This window comes from Methylophaga thalassica (genome assembly GCF_030159795.1).
GTDB lineage: Bacteria > Pseudomonadota > Gammaproteobacteria > Nitrosococcales > Methylophagaceae > Methylophaga > Methylophaga thalassica.
Genome location: NZ_BSND01000006.1, coordinates 204,320 through 219,893, shown reverse-complemented (window position 1 = coordinate 219,893; position 15,574 = coordinate 204,320). Strand labels below are relative to the sequence as shown.

Below are 15,574 nucleotides of genomic sequence, written 5' to 3'. Positions count from 1 at the left end.
GTCTGATGGTGAGATTAAGACAGATACTTAAATTTTTCATCGTCATGTGCTGCTACCTGCCTTTGCAGGTAGTGGCTCAACCCGTTTCTTTACCAGCCACTGAGCAATTCACCCTGAAAAACAAAGTAGGGCAGGATTATCAGATTATGGTGAGCTTGCCTGAAAACCAAACTCCCTATGAGCCTATGCCAGTGCTTTATATTCTGGATGGTAACTCCGTGTTTGCTGCGTTTCATGATGCCAAACGAATGGAATCAGATTATGCCGACACACTGATTGTGGCGGTGGCTTATCCCACCGATAAGCCGTTTGATTTTTATCGACGTTCTTATGATTTTTCACCCCCTGTACTCAAAGAGGTGAATGACCCACCACAAGGTGGGCAGGACGAATTTATCGACTTCTTAAAAAACATCTTACAGCCTGAAATCGCTCGTCGTTATGACATTAACCAAGAACGGCAATCACTCTATGGTCATTCTTTCGGTGGCATGTTTGCCCTTTATGCGCTGTACACCCAGCCAACCCTGTTCCAACATTACATCGTCTCCAGCCCCAGCCTGTGGTGGGCACATCGTTATCTCATGCCGCATGAGCAAACGTTTATGAAACAAGTGAAAGGGGGTGATGTATCACTGGTCGACAAGAGTCTGTATCTGCTAGTGGCAGAGGGCGATGATGTGCAGGAACGGCAGGATATTGAGCTGCTGGCAGATCGAATGAAAGCCCTGTCAGCCTATGGTTTCCGAAGTGCCTATTACCTGCAAGAAGGGGAAGATCATATGTCCTTACCCGTCACCATTGCTCACCGAGTGTTACGGCAAGCGTTTAATCCAAGGCTTCGCTAAACATTTCGTTTGTGATATCTAATGACACGTCTCAAGCCCCGACTGGTTTTTATCATCGGGGCTTATTTATATTAAGTCTCTAATCGACAAGGAAAAGTGACCGTTGTACTATTCGAGTCAGCTGATATTTTTGCGTCATACGCTTTTCAGTAATAACGGCTAGTTGTACAAATGGATTTAATGAAATGATAAATGGAGTTCCTTTGATGGTAGATGCCTCACTCCTAAAATACCTTCATTCCACAGACAATAAAAACGTGGCTCTATTTTCCCAATCTGTTTCACGTGTTTGGCTCTATTTCTCAAGAAAATTAATCGCGATATCTTTTAAAATCAGAGATTTAATAATAAATCTGAATTATAAAGCGACTTCTTTAATATTTATTATGAAGCCATTGGCCTCATAAAACAGACTGTTGGGCATCATAAACAGGAGCAGGCATGAGCGGCGAAATTAAGAAGATTGATTCGATCAAAAACATGGCAGTTTTTCAGGACTTTCGATGGGCGACATCTGTACGAGATGGCGGCAACAACATCGCTGAGTTTAAAAAGATCAACATTTTTTATGGCCGTAACTATTCTGGCAAAACAACGCTATCTCGGATTTTTAGAGCTCTCGAAACCAGCTTAATCTCAGACAAATATAGTTCACCTGAATTTCAATTGTCTTTTGATGGCGGCAGCACTGCCTCACAAAACTCACTAACCCGTCATGGTCAGGTCGTTCGGGTTTTCAATGAGGACTTTGTCCGGGACAACCTGCGCTTCATTGTTGACGACGAGCAGACCATCAATTCATTCGCCATCTTGGGTGAAGACAACACAAAGCTTGAGGAAGAAATTGAGAAGCATGAAGCCGAACTTGGTGGCGAAGAGGACAAGTCTGGACTGATAGGAGAACTCCTCGGGGCTGATGAAAAATTCAAAAGAGCCCAAAAGGCCCATGGCGACAAGTCTTCAGAATTGGAGAAAAAGCTAAGTGATAAAGCTAATAAGGCAGGCACTGGAATTAAACACAATAAAGCGTTTGGTGATGCCATCTACAATGTTACCAAAATAAAAAAAGACATCTCGACTATTACCAAAGACACCTATTCTCCGCCTACTGATGAGCAGGTGGGCAAGTTTCACGACCTCCTTAGAGAAGAACCCAAAACGGAGATCTCAGAATCATCATCATTTAACCTTCAATACACTGCGATCACTTTAAAGGCTAAAGAGCTCCTTGAAAAAAAGATCCAGGCATCTGATCCAATTCAGGAATTGCTAAACGATGCGGCTTTGGCTTCGTGGGTGAGAACTGGTCGGGGCCACCATCAAAAGAAAAGAGATAAGTGCGCATTTTGTGGCAGCGACCTCCCTGAAGATTTGTGGGAGAAACTGGACAAGCATTTTAATCAGGAGTCTGAAGAGCTTCGTCAAGCATTGGAATCCCTGCTTGGATCGATTGAACGTGAGCGAGCACGGGTTCCTAATCTACTGAAAATCAAAAACTCGGATTTCTACTCTAACTTTACAGCCGACTTGGATTCATTGGCAGAACAGTTGTCGACCTTATCAACGTCTTACAGTCAGAGCCTGGACTCCATAAAAGAACAGGTCGAAAAACGAAGAGATGACATTTTTGCGCCTCTTGAGTTTAAAACACCTGAGTCTGTTGAAGAAGATCTGAATGCGAGCAGGGATTCGTATGAGCAGCTCAGAAACGAATCCAACCAGTTTACAGCTTCACTAAGCGCTGACCAATCTGAAGCTCGTGCGGCTCTCCGCCTCCATGAAGTCTATACATTCATAAACGACATTAAATATGGAGATGAGTGTACGGCCATTGAGGCACTGAATGAAGCTATGGGCAAAGCGGAGGAAGATAAAAATACCGCAAAAGAAAAAGTTGATGCAAAACGAGAAAAGATCAATGAACTGAAGGCCCAGCTAAAAGATGAAAGCAAGGGAGCTGACCGGGTAAACGATTATCTGAACAATTTTTTCGGCCACCAGTCTCTCTCACTCAAAGCCATTGAAGAAACCCCGGGTGACGCGTCGTCCGGATACAGGTTTGAGGTAACACGAAACGACAAAAAAGCTTTCCATCTTAGCGAGGGCGAATGCAGCCTGATTGCTTTCTGTTACTTCATGGCAAAACTTGAGGATATTGAGACTAAAGGCAATCAGCCGATCATCTGGATTGATGACCCCATTTCCAGCTTGGATGCAAACCATATCTTTTTTGTTTACAGCCTGATCAATGCAAAGATTGTCTCGCCTGAGAAATATGAAGATGGAGGAGAGCTAAAAGAACGCGACCGTTTTAAGCAGTTGTTTGTTTCGACCCATAACCTGGACTTTTTGAAGTACCTGAAGAGGCTTCCGGGTGCTTTGGCCAAAAACAAATCTCAATATTTCATCATTAACCGAACGGAACAAGTCAGTGACATTACATTGATGCCTCGGTATCTGAAGAACTACGTCACAGAATTCAATTTCTTGTTCCATCAAATTTACAAATGTGCCCACGCGCAAATTGAGTGTAATGAAAACCATGACTGCTACTACAATTTTGGGAACAACGCCCGTAAGTTCCTTGAAGCATTCTTGTACTACAAATACCCCAATGCTGTAGAGAAAGATGACAAATTGGCGCGATTTTTCGGAGAAGATGCATTGGCCGCATCACTTACGGATCGAATTAACAACGAGTTTTCTCATTTGGCGGGTGTATTTGAGCGAAGCGTTTTACCAATTGATGTTCCAGAGATGAAGACCACAGCAGCATTCATTTTGCGAAAAATCCAAGAGAAGGACCCCGATCAATATTCGGCACTACTTCAAAGTATTGGTGAAGAAAATGCCCAACAAAGCGGTGCACCGGACGTCCTACCGTCTGCCGGTGACCTTTGACGTTATAACCTTTAACGCGATGTTAGGTACAAAATGAAGAATCTCCAGAAGCGAATTTTAATTATCACTTCATTAATGTTCGGGCTTGCAGGTGTTGTTTCACTATTACTTACTGATGCTGCCTTTGTCCCCAGAGCGCCCAATTCTCCAATAGGTTGGTATTTTTCTAGTGAGCCAATTCTACTAATTTCGGTCGCTGTACCTCCTGCTGTTTTTGCCTATTTCGCTAGTTATCGGTGGCATATCAAAGGAAGTCGTTTCTTTAATGGTTGGCTCAATGTAGCCTTATTTTCTTGGCTATCACTGGTTATTAATCCGGTAATTTGGGTACTTGTTTTAGCATCATTCTTTTTCTTTGGATTCGTTGTTCTCCACGTCTTTCTTTTGGTGGGTTTATTAATTAAGTTTTTGTTGCGATATTTAAGGTCAGAGTAAAAATGAATCAATAGTGTCAACAAGTTTGATTTTATGTTCAACAACATCCTCTTTGCTGGTGAATAATAGCAATGAGGAGAAATAACGTAATAACATCAGTGAATTAATATCTGTACATTCCCAATGAAACCCTATACTGTGTACCCAGCTCGAAAGTAAGACTTTTATTTATACTCTCCATCTCGTTGTTTTATTCGTAATTCCCCGTCCTGAAGTTTCTAGATTCCAGCTCGTTTTCACGCTATTCACGCCTCTAGAGGCATTTTTATATTTAAAATTCAGGTAATTATTATGTCAAACACAGTTAATGGAACAGTAAAGTGGTTTAACGAAGCGAAAGGTTTCGGTTTTATCGAACAAGAGTCTGGAGCAGACGTATTTGCCCATTTCAGTGCTATTACTAGCTCAGGTTTCAAAACCTTAGCAGAAGGCCAGAAAGTTGAGTTCACTGTGACTCAGGGCGCAAAAGGACCACAAGCTGAGAACATCGTAGCCGTATAAGCTCGTTCTCGGTCATAAAAAAGGGCAAGTCAGTAAGGATTTGCCCTTTTTGTTGAAGTTTATATGGCGTTTGTGATCAATTACTTCTGTGTATAGCTATCAAACCGGGCGATGTACTCTTCGAGATTTTGGTTAAGCATTTCGGCATAACGTTGCGTGAAGTATTCAATGGCGGCTTGTTTTTCGGCTTGCAGATTTTCTGCGTTTTCAACAGAACGGGCGACGCTGAAGGCATTGAAGCGGGCCGCTGAAAATAGCACTGCTGTATTCACATCTTCTACCGAACTTTCCGCTGCTTGTTGATTCGCAATAGCAACGAACTCATCGACACGTTCTTGAAATGTTTTGCTTGAATTTTCACTCATTCTTTTTCTCTCATTGGTTTTATTAATTTGAAATGTATTATCAGCAGCTAGGGTGTTTTTATTGTTATATCTGAGCTATTTGAACGCTGGTCATCATAGCAGATAGGGAGCACGAGAAAACCACAGCCTTGATAGGTGTATCAGAGTTACTCCTGCTCAGTTGGGTTCCAATAAGGCATTTTTTACTGCAATAGCCTGAACAACTGAGGCGAGTCCAGTATGGTAAACACCTTCCGTGACATCTCTCTCGATTTCTGATAAATGCTGAAAAGTTAAGCCAGGTAATTCATTGATGAGCGTTTGTTTGGTCTGCATCAATTCAACAGATGAGCCACCGCCAGTACCATAGTGAAGTTGTTCAGGCGTATAGGCTTCCAGTAAAAATACATCGTTTGGTTTTAGTCCACGTATGACGTTTTTATAAAGCGATTTTCTGACGGCTGGTGGCAGCGGGCAGAATATTGAAATGATGCCATCCCATTGAGATTTTCCGAGATCAAAGTCAGCTAAGTCAGCATGAATACATTCAATCTTTACATCGTTTTTTTCTGCCAACCGTTTGGCTTTCTTCAGGCCGACGGCTGAGGCGTCTACGGCGGTAACGGTATAACCTTGTTTCGCCATGAAAACGGCATTTCGACCTTCACCTTCAGCGAGACTAAGTACGTGCCCTTTGGGAATGGCTTGCACATTGTCTTTTAAAAAGTCATTGGGGTTAATGCCATAAACATAATCATCGGTATCGTATCGTTCATCCCACATCATGCTTTCTCCATCTATTGCTCTGGGTATGAAAGAGATGGTATTACTTCAAGTCAACTTGAAGTCAAGAGCGAAAAGATGAAAATAGGTGATGTAGCTAAACAGTCCAATCTGCCCACTTCGACCATACGCTATTACGAAGAAAAGGGGCTGATTCAATCCACTGGACGAAAAGGTTTAACCAGAACGTTTTCATCAGATATTTTAGAGCGATTAGCATTAATCACATTAGGTCGGAATGCCGGATTATCTCTGGATGAAATTCGTTCCATGCTGCTACCTGATACCGTGGATATTGATAGAGAGTTGTTGTTAACAAGGGCAACTGAATTGGACGAAAAAATCAAACAGATGACGGCGATGAGAGATGGCTTACGACATGCTGCAGCATGTAAAGCAGCAAATCACTTGGAGTGTAGGACCTTCCGTCGTTTGCTCAACATTGCTACTAAAAGATGGGGTAGGCCAAAAGCTTAATTTGTAATGCTCGCTGTAAATAAGTGATTACTTACTGCCTGATAAGAACAGACTTCACGATGTTAAATCCAATGGTTCCCAAGATAACGCCTGTGGCTTTATCAATATAAAACGAGAGTCGGGTGAATTTATTTCTCACCGTTTGTTTGGATAATAGATAAATGATGGCCACATCCCAGCAAAACACGATCAGTGTCATCCAGACGCCCAGCAGGATTTTAAACTCAAGACTAACCTCTGGTGTCAGCGCCACGGTGAATAAGCTTAAATAAAACAGTAAGTTTTTTGGGTTCAGTATGCCGGACATAAAACCGGTGATGCATTGTTTGATAAAGCTGATTTTTACTAATTCAGTGTTGTTAGCCGATGAGATAGTCAGCTCCCGATAATCTGACTTAGGGGCTTTGAGGACATGAAAGGCTAAATAAAGCAGAAATAAGCCACCGATAATTTTTAATGCCATCATCAATGAAACCGACGCAGCCAGGATGGCGCCAACACCAACAAGACATAAACCAATATAAACCGCATTGGCTGTGGCAATGCCTAATGCCACGCCGATGGCATTTTTACGATGACCCTTCATGGCACTTTTCACCACTAAGACAAAGTCCGGGCCGGGGCTTAATAAAGCAAGAAAATGAGCAACTGCCACCGCGAAAAAAATACTAACTAAACCAAAATCCATGCAAATTATCTTTCTAGTTGATGTTTAGAAAGGTACAAATTTACTTTTAAAAACACAAATGAATTATGCCTGTTTATCTTATCGGTTTTTGATCATGCCACCGTTACAGAGTTTTTATTTTGATAATAAGGTGAGTGATGTTTAGATAAATTGAGCGGATAACAGGTCTTTTGTCCTTAGCTGGGCCAATGAATAAGGCATTAATTTTATTATGAAATAGTCCTGTTTGGAGTGGCTTTGACCCAGTAAATAGCGCCACTTCAGGGTATTTCAGCATCGGGGCTGGTGACTTCCTTTTTTCATCTACACAAATTTCACACCACCCGGCGAAATCTGAGCCAAGGAGGGCCAATTATGAGAAAAAAATGCACAAAGATCGTTATTGTTTGTATGTCAGTTTTGACACTTGCTGCTTGCAATGATGATGAGTTTTCGCAAGACGATTTTAGTCAGGATGACGGCGACTTCACTGCCGTAGCTCCTGTACCTGCTAATTTGCAGTCTGGCATGCCTGAAGAAAAACCAAAAGAAATGCTGTCGGTAGCTGATCCTACGCCACCCGAAGTCTGGTTACTGTCCTTATATCAACAAAAGTCTGAGCATGATCCCGGTCGTGATGTGTTTTATTACCAATCTTTGCTGGACAAAATATTGCCCCACGTTCATGAGGATAAACGGGTTGTTAGCAATCGCTTAGTGCAAGTGACACGGCAGTTGGCAGATAAAGGCATAGAAGCAGATCAGGACGAGTTGCTGGTAGATTTTGCCCATTACTTGCCGGCCGTGAATGGGAAATATGTGTTTGGTGAGCTGATCGCAAACTATAGCAACCTACGACAACAGAATATTGATCATGAGCAGGCGATGAAGACATTGTTTGAACTTATTTAATCAGGGAGGGAGATGATATGGACGTACTACTTCAAAGCCTGCTTGTGTGGGCACTCACTCTGACTGGGTACGATGATCCTGGCTATCTGCCAAAAATAGAAGCCGTCAGTCATGAAACGCTCGCCATAAAACTGTGTGATTCAGATTACTGTACTGCCGTGGCTTATTACGATAGTCAAACCGAAACGATTTTCTATGACAACCGTATGGATCTGAAAACCGACGATGGTGCCCGAGGTTTTTTGCTGCATGAAATGGTGCATTTTCTACAAGATAAAAATGGTGAAATAAAACCTGAGGATATGGATTGCCAAACCCGAATAGCCATTGAACATGAGGCCTACCGTGTTCAACAATTTTTCCTGAAAGAACACCAAAAGGACACATTCCAGATCGATATGGCTGTGGCCGTATTACCGAGTCTATGTGCTGAAGAGGGGGAAACAGTAAAATAGGGCTTAGTAATATCTGTATAACACGTGGTCTGGCTGCCTATCATTTTGGCATAAACTGTCAGACCTTTGAGATCTTAGTACTGAGCCTAAAAAATGAGTATACGCATAGCAACAAAACAAGATGCACATGATTTGGCTGAACTCGTTGGCTCACTTTCACACTACTATCTTGAGGACCCGAATAGACCACTTCCGGAGTGGTTTTTATCCTCGATTCAGCCTGGTTCATTTGAATCGCGTCTCCAGAGTCCAGACTATTTAAATCTTGTGTATGAAGAAGCAGATGAGATAAAAGGCTATATTGCTATCAAGGCTGCATCGCATCTTTATCACCTGTTTGTTAGTGAAGAGTTGCATGGAAAAGGGATTGCCAAGCAATTATGGCAACAAGCAAAGTCTATGCAGCCTGAATCACAGTCTTATGCTTTGCGTTCTTCGCTTTATGCTGTGCCCGTCTATTTAAAATTTGGCTTCACTAAATCAGGCCCTGTCGGGGTCAAAGATGGTATTAGCTTTCAACCAATGACGCTTGGTACAAAAAGTTAGTGAACACATATCGTTTGATAGCTCTGTAGTGGATGTTTGCTCTAGGCGAGCTTATGGGCTGGGATATTAACTTGCCAGGTACTAAGCAATCATAATTTCCAGGTTATTGATAAAGTCAGATAAAAGCTGTTTCGGCCCTGAGCCAATGTAAAGAAAATCTGGTTCACAATGTCTGAAATGCTGTTGCTTCAGGCATATTTCGATATCAGAAAGCGGTACAAACGGATTTTTTACTCTGATCTAATTAAATGTTATTTAATAATGCTTACTGTACTGGGCTAAAGCGGTTTATTTTTTCAATAAATCAGCATGTAAAACAGACAAGGATGAATTTATGGAATATGTGTTGGTGAAGTATCTGCACCTGCTGGGTGTATTTGTTTTGTTTTCCAGCTTGGTTGTTGAGCATGTGTTAGTTAAACCAGAAATATCGAATGCTGATCTTAAAAAGATCTTAGCTATTGATTTAATCTACGGGCTTTCGGTTTTGGTGGTTCTTACAGCCGGTTTGTCACTTTGGTTTCTGGTCGGTAAGCCGTCTGGGTTTTATTCTTCAAATCCTGTTTTTCACATAAAAGTCGGTCTGTTTCTGCTGATTGGATTACTTTCCATCTATCCAACGGCATTTTTCCTGAAAAACAGAAAATCATCAGCATCAGTCATTGCTGTTCCTAAAGCTGTAGTGATGTTTATTCGTGTTGAGCTGTTGTTTCTGGTGCTTATACCGTTACTCGCCGTCTTAATGGCTCAAGGCTATGGACTCACGTAAGAACTCACTTGAAGCTATCCAATCATACTTTCCAGGTTATCGATTAAGGTGGTTCGTCAGAGTTTATTGGCCTTGCTATATTCTTCAATAAACTCATTAATAAGGAATTCAACATCTTCATTCAGTTCGTCGATATCCGCGATATCTTTCACATAACGGCCCCAGACAAACCCATCTTTGTTGTAGCTTTTTCCATCAACGCTGTATTGCATTGTGCGATTGAAATCCAGGTAAAGCAGATATTCCCCCGCATGCTCTTCGACACGCAAAAATAACTGAGCATCATCACGTGGGTTTTGCTGAATATTGGCCTGAGATAATTGATTATCAATAATGGCCTCAAACTCGCCCTGATCCACACCATCCGGTTCAACGGTATACACCACATACACTTGCTGTGGATTATCTATTTCCAGCCCCGTTCCCGTTTTTGCCATCAGAAGCGAAGTCTGCAAAATGAGACTCACCAAGAACAGAAGAGGCAGCCAGCGTTGGATGGTGTAGTTAGTCATATAGGCTCTCAACATCAAGTTTTTTTACTGAGTTAATAGTTGATTTTGATAATAACAGAGCCTGTCACTCTTGCGTTTTAAAACATTGATTTAGCATTGCGTTATCAATTATTCCGATTCTGTTATCTGTCCTGTTACATCGATATATATATCTATAAGCTATCGGCTCTCCATAAGAATTGAGTGGTTGTTTTTTATGAATACTGTGTGGATGTCAGCATTAAGAATATCCATCATTTACGTGATTATTGGTGGCATATGGATAATCACTTCCGACCAGGCTCTTTCATATTTTTTCAGTGATAAACAAACACTTGTTGAGCTACAAACTATAAAGGGCTGGTTCTTTATTATCGCTACGGGTCTCATTCTTTTCTGGCTAGTTTATCGTCAGTTGAGAAATATGAATGAGGCTGAAGAGCGCTTACGCTATGCGCTGAATGCTTCTGGTGATGGCGTTTGGGACTGGGATGTGCCTTCAAGCAAGGTGTGGTACTCCAAGCAGCTGCAAACAATGCTTGGCTATGCCGATGGGGAATTCAGTAACAGCCTTGATGAATGGTCGAGTCGTGTTCATCCGGATGATCTGGCGTTGGTGATGGAAGATTTACAGCGTCACCTTGATGGTAAAACAGATTGTTATATCAACGAGCACCGCATACGCTGTAAAAATGGGCATTACAAGTGGATTCGTGATAGTGGACTGGTGATTACTCGTGATGAACATGGGAAACCTATACGCCTTGTCGGTACACACGCTGACATAACCACCCGTAAAGAAGCAGATGAAAAACTCAAGCTGGCCAATACGGTATTTACCCATGCTTATGAAGGGATTTTAGTCACTGATACTGATAATAAGATTATCGAAGTCAATGACGCTTTCACTAGAATCACGGGCTACAGCAGAGAAGATGTTATCGGTAAGAGCCCTAAACTCCTTCAGTCAGGTAAACATTCTCCAACGTTCTATGAAGAGATGTGGCATTCAATTAAGACGGAAGGCTATTGGTCTGGTGAGGTCTCAAACAGACACAAAAATGGACAGCCATTTATAGAAATGCTGACGATCAGTGAAATCCGTGATGCAGATGGTAACGCCGTTAACTATGTGGCCTTGTTTTCAGACATCACACATATTCGTGCACAACAGATAGCACTTGAGCGACTGGCAAGTTATGACCCATTAACCTCACTGCCCAACCGTATCTTACTGGCTGATCGTCTCAAGCAATCCATGGCACATTGCCAACGTCATCAACAATTATTGGCGGTGGCCTTTATTGATTTAGATGGCTTCAAGCAGGTCAATGACACTTATGGTCATGAAGTCGGCGATAAACTTCTGGTCACTATTTCTAATCGTATGAAAGCGGCGTTACGAGAGGGCGATACCCTTGCTAGGATTGGTGGGGATGAATTTATCGCCGTACTCACCGAGCTGAATGTGTTTGCAGAATGTGAATCGGTGATTGAGCGTCTGTTAACGGCATCCTTTGAGCCTATTTCTATTGATGATAAAACCTTTTCAGTGTCTGCCAGTATCGGGGTGACGTTATTTCCAGAAGACAGTGTGGATGCCGACATTCTCATGCGTCATGCTGATCATGCTATGTATACAGCTAAGCAGTTGGGTAAAAATCGCTATCACCTATTTGATGTGAATCAGGATGATGCCATCCGCTTACATAGAAAACAGTTGCTGGATATTGAGTTAGCACTGAAAAACGATGAATTTGTCATGCACTTCCAACCCATCGTCAATATGAGAACGGGCTCGGTGATTGGTTTAGAGGCTCTACTTCGCTGGCAGTCACCTGAGGAAGGCTTGTTGCCACCAGGTGCGTTTTTACCCTACATAGAAAACAATCCTATCAGTGTTAATTTGGGTGAATGGGTTATCCATGCAGTCCTGAAACAAATCAGCCAGTGGCAAGCTGAGCAGGCCACTATGCCAGATATGATCAGTATTAATATTTCAGCTCTACAGATTGAGCAGACTAATTTTGCTGATAGATTAGCCTCTCTGCTGAAAGCTTATCCTGAAGTAGACCCGCATAAAATTGAACTGGAAATTTTAGAAACCAGTGCCTTAGAAGACATCCAGAATGTATCAAATACAATGAATGCCTGCGCCCAGCTTGGTGTGAAATTCGCAATTGATGATTTTGGGACAGGCTATTCATCACTGACATACCTCAAGCATTTACCAGCGGAAATCATCAAAATAGATCAAAGCTTTGTACGTGACATGCTGATTGACGAAGATGATCTGGCTATTGTGAAAGGCGTTATCGGCCTGGCAAATGCCTTCCAGCGCGGTGTAATAGCAGAAGGTGTTGAGTCTGCCGAACATGGAAAAGCGTTATTAGAGCTGGGCTGTGAGTTAGCCCAGGGCTTTGGTATTGCCAAACCGATGCCAGCAGAGCTGGTACCCGAATGGATAGCGGGTTGGAAACCACAGTGGTAAGGTTGTTTAGACGAATGAGTACTGTTTGATTTACCAGCTTAGCTTCGGATCGATACATTGATAGATCTGGCCCAAACTCTGTTTAGTATCGAGTAGCTCATGGGCCAGTCTCGCCACTTCTTTTCGGTGAATTAAACCATGGACTTCTTGATGTTGTGAGAGCTGGCCGGTGTGAGTGATATCACCGTCTTTCAGACCGCCAGGACGCAGAATGGTGTAATCAAGCGTACTGGTTTGTAGCCAGGACTCCGCCAGTGATTTCTCTCTTGCGGCTGCCCCAAAGCCTTGTTTAGAACGTTCGGACAAATACTGCCATGAGTCGCCACAACCCAGTGATGTCACCAATAGAAAGCGTTTAATACCGTGGGTTTCCAATGCATTAATCAAGTAGCGATGACCGATATAATCCACCGGTACATCGGCTCGGTAACTGCCCATCGTTGAGACCACCCAAGCCTCTTTTGGCAGGTTGGAAACCGTTTGTTCTACCTGCGATTGAATCGTGGCATCACAACTTAGCGACTGTAATTTCAGTTCAGCTAATCGTGGATTTTTAGCCGGGTCTCTGGCTACAGCTATTACTTGAAAATCCTGATCATGAAAATACTCCACCATGGCAGCGCCTAAACCACTGGCGGCACCGAAGATAACAACCGTTTGCATACTTTCTCCTAGTCTGAACAGGTGATCAGTGTCTATTTATTATGGAAGAAATACCAGTGACCCTGGCGTATGAATCCGGTAGAAATAATATAGAAAAGGTCATGATCACTTAACAATCTCGGCATCAGCCAAGCTGAAGGCGCCTTAGATTAAAACAGAAAATAAACATGTTGGGGTTAAGCGAGAGTGATTAATAAAACAATACTAGATTTAACATCATCAGGAGTAGGTATGAGAGAAAGACTGACAGTGCTGGTACTGGCATGTATGACATTGATAGCTGTGAGTCATAATGCGTTTGCCGAATCGCAGAAAGAGAGAGACCTGAATGGGTTTTGGGTGGAAACATCAGGTAGAGGGGTATTGGCGATTGATGGCGATATGGCGACTTTTTCTACAACGGGTGATTTGAAGGCGGATGATCGATATCAGGTCGAGCTTAACGGTAATGAATTCACATTGTTGCCGAGCAAAAACAGCAGCACATTTAATAAAAAAATGACCGCCACTATTGACTGGGACGAGCCAGTGCTAAGTCTCAATAATAATCGCTATAGATTTATTCCTGCACCAGAAATCAAAGCCGCTGAGCTGGATGGTTATTGGGCTGAAGAAACCAAAAAAGGGAATACGCTGGAAATACGAGCAATGCAGTACAAAAATCAGGCGAGTCGCTATGATTTCTATTGGTGGAAGGTTAATACCGGCTATGCCAGTTATCAACACGGTGTCGATAAGGATGTACCGTTAAACATCATCAATGGCTTTGTTTTTACGAACCCTAACTTGTCTGATGCCTACCGTCATTACGCGATAAAACGTGAGGGCGATACGATTTATTATGTCGATAGTAATGGTGCAAGGTGGTCAGAAACAAAAACCAAGACGCTCAGAGACTATCAACCACCCAAAGGTTTCAGAGATATGACGGCGGTGGTCAATCAATACCAGTGATCTTTTCCTCGGGTTGATTTGAACGGTATTTGTTATCGATGTTGAAATAAGCAATGGGTCAAGATTTTTGAGTCAGTGGTTTAATTCGGCACTTTAACCTTCATCAATACATCTCCGAGCATTTCACCTTACAGTTGTCTTAACAGTGCGTTCACAAGACATTAGGTGAAATATCGGTATGAATGATCCGAGCGAAGCATCTGACAACGAGCAATCGTTTAAGTCAGATCAGAGTCAGATAAATCAGGTTGCTGATGAACAGCCTGTAAACAGGTCATCCAAACGGCTTCTACGTGGCTGGTTACTTTTTGCTCTGTTAATAGTGTTGCTTGTTCTGCTAACTGTTCGTGACGACTTACGACAAAATGCCATTGAAAGTGGTGAAAATACGATTAATTACATCGCATTCGAACTGTTCGGTTGGTCGCCCCGAGATTTATTCATTTGGCGTTTACGGGTGGCAGGATTATTAGATAGCCCACTAGGCCAACGCTGGATACATGCTGTTGATCGTGCCAGTGATAAGCCAATACAAGCAGGAAACCAATATCACACCAATGACACTTTTGAAGAAGATAAAGTTGAAGCGCATATCTATCAGGTGACGCTAGAGCGAGGCGAAAAGCTAGTGTGGCAACTCGCACGACTGGATACGGCTAACAGTCTTTTATATGCCAGCCTGGAACGACGCAAAAAAAAGGACGAAGAATGGACTACTGTCACCGATCTTGATGCTAATGGCGACACCAAGAGTCGTGTTATTTCAATAGCAGGGGATTATCGCATTGTGCTGCAACCCGAGTTATTCGCCAAAGTCGACTATTCCTTAGCCATGGCTACTGGCGGTTCATTACTTTTCCCGGTAGATGGGGCAAAGCAGCGTGATATTGGCAGCATCTTTGGTGATCCGCGTGATGGTGGTGCCAGGAAACATCACGGCGTTGATATCTTTGCCAAAAAGGGCACACCGATTACGGCTGTCATTGATGGGGTTGCCCGAACTGACACGGGTGGGTTGGGAGGTAAACATATCTGGTTATCAGGCGGGATGTTTGGTTTGGGTAGTGCCCGTTATTACTACGCTCATCTGGACTCATTCGCGGTTGAGTCGGGTGATAAGGTTAAGAAAGGTGATGTGATTGGTTATGTGGGTAACACCGGTAACGCCAGAACCACGCCGCCTCATCTTCATTTTGGGATTTACGCTGGCGGGCCTGTTGATCCTGCCCCATTTCTGAAACCAGAGCCGAGATTACCCACTGATTACTGAGGCTGAACATGATTTTCAGTCTGCTAATTGGAGTGATAGTGGGAAAAGGATAACGTTTGCTCTTTTA

General features: G+C 42.8%; 17 protein-coding genes. 12 read left to right on the top strand and 5 right to left on the bottom strand.

Features of this window, described 5'->3' with window-relative positions; genetic code table 11:
• Positions 1-5 precede the first annotated feature (5 nt).
• The 4 genes from QQL60_RS12035 (at position 6) to QQL60_RS12020 (ending at position 4,685) form a co-directional block, all read left to right on the top strand.
• The gene (locus QQL60_RS12035; protein ID WP_284723452.1) at positions 6-848 is read left to right on the top strand and encodes an alpha/beta hydrolase; all 843 of its coding nucleotides are present in this window, start codon (positions 6-8) and stop codon (positions 846-848) included.
• Positions 849-1,289: 441 nt separating this feature from the next.
• Complete coding sequence (locus tag QQL60_RS12030) at positions 1,290-3,749, top strand: AAA family ATPase (protein WP_284723451.1); 2,460 nt, start codon at positions 1,290-1,292, stop codon at positions 3,747-3,749.
• Between the two features lie 33 nt (positions 3,750-3,782).
• Positions 3,783-4,184, top strand: coding sequence for a hypothetical protein (locus QQL60_RS12025; RefSeq protein ID WP_284723450.1), 402 nt, complete (start codon positions 3,783-3,785; stop codon positions 4,182-4,184).
• Positions 4,185-4,475: 291 nt separating this feature from the next.
• Entirely contained in the window at positions 4,476-4,685 is a 210-nt protein-coding gene (locus QQL60_RS12020) for a cold-shock protein (protein ID WP_284723449.1), read from the top strand.
• Positions 4,686-4,765: 80 nt separating this feature from the next.
• On the opposite strand, the gene QQL60_RS12015 is transcribed toward QQL60_RS12020, so the two are convergent.
• Together QQL60_RS12015 and QQL60_RS12010 are read right to left on the bottom strand one after the other, a co-directional pair.
• On the bottom strand, positions 4,766-5,050 hold the full coding sequence (locus QQL60_RS12015) for a DUF3144 domain-containing protein (RefSeq protein WP_284723448.1): 285 nt from the start codon (positions 5,048-5,050) through the stop codon (positions 4,766-4,768).
• 156 nt (positions 5,051-5,206) lie between these two features.
• Positions 5,207-5,815, bottom strand: coding sequence for a class I SAM-dependent methyltransferase (locus tag QQL60_RS12010; RefSeq protein WP_284723447.1), 609 nt, complete (start codon positions 5,813-5,815; stop codon positions 5,207-5,209).
• A 75-nt stretch (positions 5,816-5,890) separates the two neighbouring features.
• On the opposite strand from QQL60_RS12010, the gene QQL60_RS12005 reads away from it, so the two are divergent.
• Entirely contained in the window at positions 5,891-6,289 is a 399-nt protein-coding gene (locus tag QQL60_RS12005) for a helix-turn-helix domain-containing protein (RefSeq protein ID WP_284723446.1), read from the top strand.
• A 31-nt stretch (positions 6,290-6,320) separates the two neighbouring features.
• Here the strand turns inward: QQL60_RS12005 and QQL60_RS12000 are convergent, their stop codons facing one another.
• The gene (locus QQL60_RS12000; RefSeq protein ID WP_284723445.1) at positions 6,321-6,977 is read right to left on the bottom strand and encodes a LysE family translocator; all 657 of its coding nucleotides are present in this window, start codon (positions 6,975-6,977) and stop codon (positions 6,321-6,323) included.
• Positions 6,978-7,331: 354 nt separating this feature from the next.
• Here QQL60_RS12000 and QQL60_RS11995 point away from each other — a divergent pair, with 354 nt between their 5' ends.
• The 4 genes from QQL60_RS11995 to QQL60_RS11980 all read left to right on the top strand — a co-directional run bounded on the left by QQL60_RS11995 (position 7,332) and on the right by QQL60_RS11980 (position 9,638).
• Positions 7,332-7,868: a hypothetical protein gene (locus QQL60_RS11995; RefSeq protein WP_284723444.1), complete on the top strand. Its 537-nt coding sequence runs from the start codon at positions 7,332-7,334 to the stop codon at positions 7,866-7,868.
• Positions 7,869-7,885: 17 nt separating this feature from the next.
• Positions 7,886-8,323, top strand: a complete 438-nt coding sequence (locus QQL60_RS11990) for a DUF6647 family protein (protein WP_284723443.1) — start codon at positions 7,886-7,888, stop codon at positions 8,321-8,323.
• A 93-nt stretch (positions 8,324-8,416) separates the two neighbouring features.
• Positions 8,417-8,869: a GNAT family N-acetyltransferase gene (locus QQL60_RS11985; RefSeq protein ID WP_284723442.1), complete on the top strand. Its 453-nt coding sequence runs from the start codon at positions 8,417-8,419 to the stop codon at positions 8,867-8,869.
• Positions 8,870-9,203: 334 nt separating this feature from the next.
• The gene (locus QQL60_RS11980; RefSeq protein WP_284723441.1) at positions 9,204-9,638 is read left to right on the top strand and encodes a DUF2214 family protein; all 435 of its coding nucleotides are present in this window, start codon (positions 9,204-9,206) and stop codon (positions 9,636-9,638) included.
• A gap of 56 nt (positions 9,639-9,694) precedes the next feature.
• Here the strand turns inward: QQL60_RS11980 and QQL60_RS11975 are convergent, their stop codons facing one another.
• The gene (locus QQL60_RS11975) at positions 9,695-10,150 is read right to left on the bottom strand and encodes a hypothetical protein (protein WP_284723440.1); all 456 of its coding nucleotides are present in this window, start codon (positions 10,148-10,150) and stop codon (positions 9,695-9,697) included.
• Between the two features lie 196 nt (positions 10,151-10,346).
• Here QQL60_RS11975 and QQL60_RS11970 point away from each other — a divergent pair, with 196 nt between their 5' ends.
• On the top strand, positions 10,347-12,620 hold the full coding sequence (locus tag QQL60_RS11970) for a bifunctional diguanylate cyclase/phosphodiesterase (RefSeq protein WP_284723439.1): 2,274 nt from the start codon (positions 10,347-10,349) through the stop codon (positions 12,618-12,620).
• A 30-nt stretch (positions 12,621-12,650) separates the two neighbouring features.
• On the opposite strand, the gene QQL60_RS11965 is transcribed toward QQL60_RS11970, so the two are convergent.
• Positions 12,651-13,283, bottom strand: a complete 633-nt coding sequence (locus tag QQL60_RS11965) for an SDR family oxidoreductase (protein WP_284723438.1) — start codon at positions 13,281-13,283, stop codon at positions 12,651-12,653.
• Between the two features lie 231 nt (positions 13,284-13,514).
• Here QQL60_RS11965 and QQL60_RS11960 point away from each other — a divergent pair, with 231 nt between their 5' ends.
• Positions 13,515-14,237: a hypothetical protein gene (locus QQL60_RS11960; protein ID WP_284723437.1), complete on the top strand. Its 723-nt coding sequence runs from the start codon at positions 13,515-13,517 to the stop codon at positions 14,235-14,237.
• Between the two features lie 178 nt (positions 14,238-14,415).
• Entirely contained in the window at positions 14,416-15,507 is a 1,092-nt protein-coding gene (locus QQL60_RS11955) for a M23 family metallopeptidase (protein ID WP_284723436.1), read from the top strand.
• Positions 15,508-15,574: the final 67 nt, after the last annotated feature.

Coding starts and splice junctions, on each gene's coding strand:
- QQL60_RS11975 (WP_284723440.1), bottom strand. CDS start 10,150: ATGACTAACTACACCATCCAACGCTGGCTGCCTCTTCTGTTCTTGGTG.
- QQL60_RS11955 (WP_284723436.1), top strand. CDS start 14,416: ATGAATGATCCGAGCGAAGCATCTGACAACGAGCAATCGTTTAAGTCA.
- QQL60_RS12010 (WP_284723447.1), bottom strand. CDS start 5,815: ATGATGTGGGATGAACGATACGATACCGATGATTATGTTTATGGCATT.
- QQL60_RS11970 (WP_284723439.1), top strand. CDS start 10,347: ATGAATACTGTGTGGATGTCAGCATTAAGAATATCCATCATTTACGTG.
- QQL60_RS11995 (WP_284723444.1), top strand. CDS start 7,332: ATGAGAAAAAAATGCACAAAGATCGTTATTGTTTGTATGTCAGTTTTG.
- QQL60_RS12015 (WP_284723448.1), bottom strand. CDS start 5,050: ATGAGTGAAAATTCAAGCAAAACATTTCAAGAACGTGTCGATGAGTTC.
- QQL60_RS11965 (WP_284723438.1), bottom strand. CDS start 13,283: ATGCAAACGGTTGTTATCTTCGGTGCCGCCAGTGGTTTAGGCGCTGCC.
- QQL60_RS12000 (WP_284723445.1), bottom strand. CDS start 6,977: ATGGATTTTGGTTTAGTTAGTATTTTTTTCGCGGTGGCAGTTGCTCAT.
- QQL60_RS11985 (WP_284723442.1), top strand. CDS start 8,417: ATGAGTATACGCATAGCAACAAAACAAGATGCACATGATTTGGCTGAA.
- QQL60_RS11990 (WP_284723443.1), top strand. CDS start 7,886: ATGGACGTACTACTTCAAAGCCTGCTTGTGTGGGCACTCACTCTGACT.
- QQL60_RS12030 (WP_284723451.1), top strand. CDS start 1,290: ATGAGCGGCGAAATTAAGAAGATTGATTCGATCAAAAACATGGCAGTT.
- QQL60_RS12025 (WP_284723450.1), top strand. CDS start 3,783: ATGAAGAATCTCCAGAAGCGAATTTTAATTATCACTTCATTAATGTTC.
- QQL60_RS11960 (WP_284723437.1), top strand. CDS start 13,515: ATGAGAGAAAGACTGACAGTGCTGGTACTGGCATGTATGACATTGATA.
- QQL60_RS11980 (WP_284723441.1), top strand. CDS start 9,204: ATGGAATATGTGTTGGTGAAGTATCTGCACCTGCTGGGTGTATTTGTT.
- QQL60_RS12020 (WP_284723449.1), top strand. CDS start 4,476: ATGTCAAACACAGTTAATGGAACAGTAAAGTGGTTTAACGAAGCGAAA.
- QQL60_RS12035 (WP_284723452.1), top strand. CDS start 6: ATGGTGAGATTAAGACAGATACTTAAATTTTTCATCGTCATGTGCTGC.
- QQL60_RS12005 (WP_284723446.1), top strand. CDS start 5,891: ATGAAAATAGGTGATGTAGCTAAACAGTCCAATCTGCCCACTTCGACC.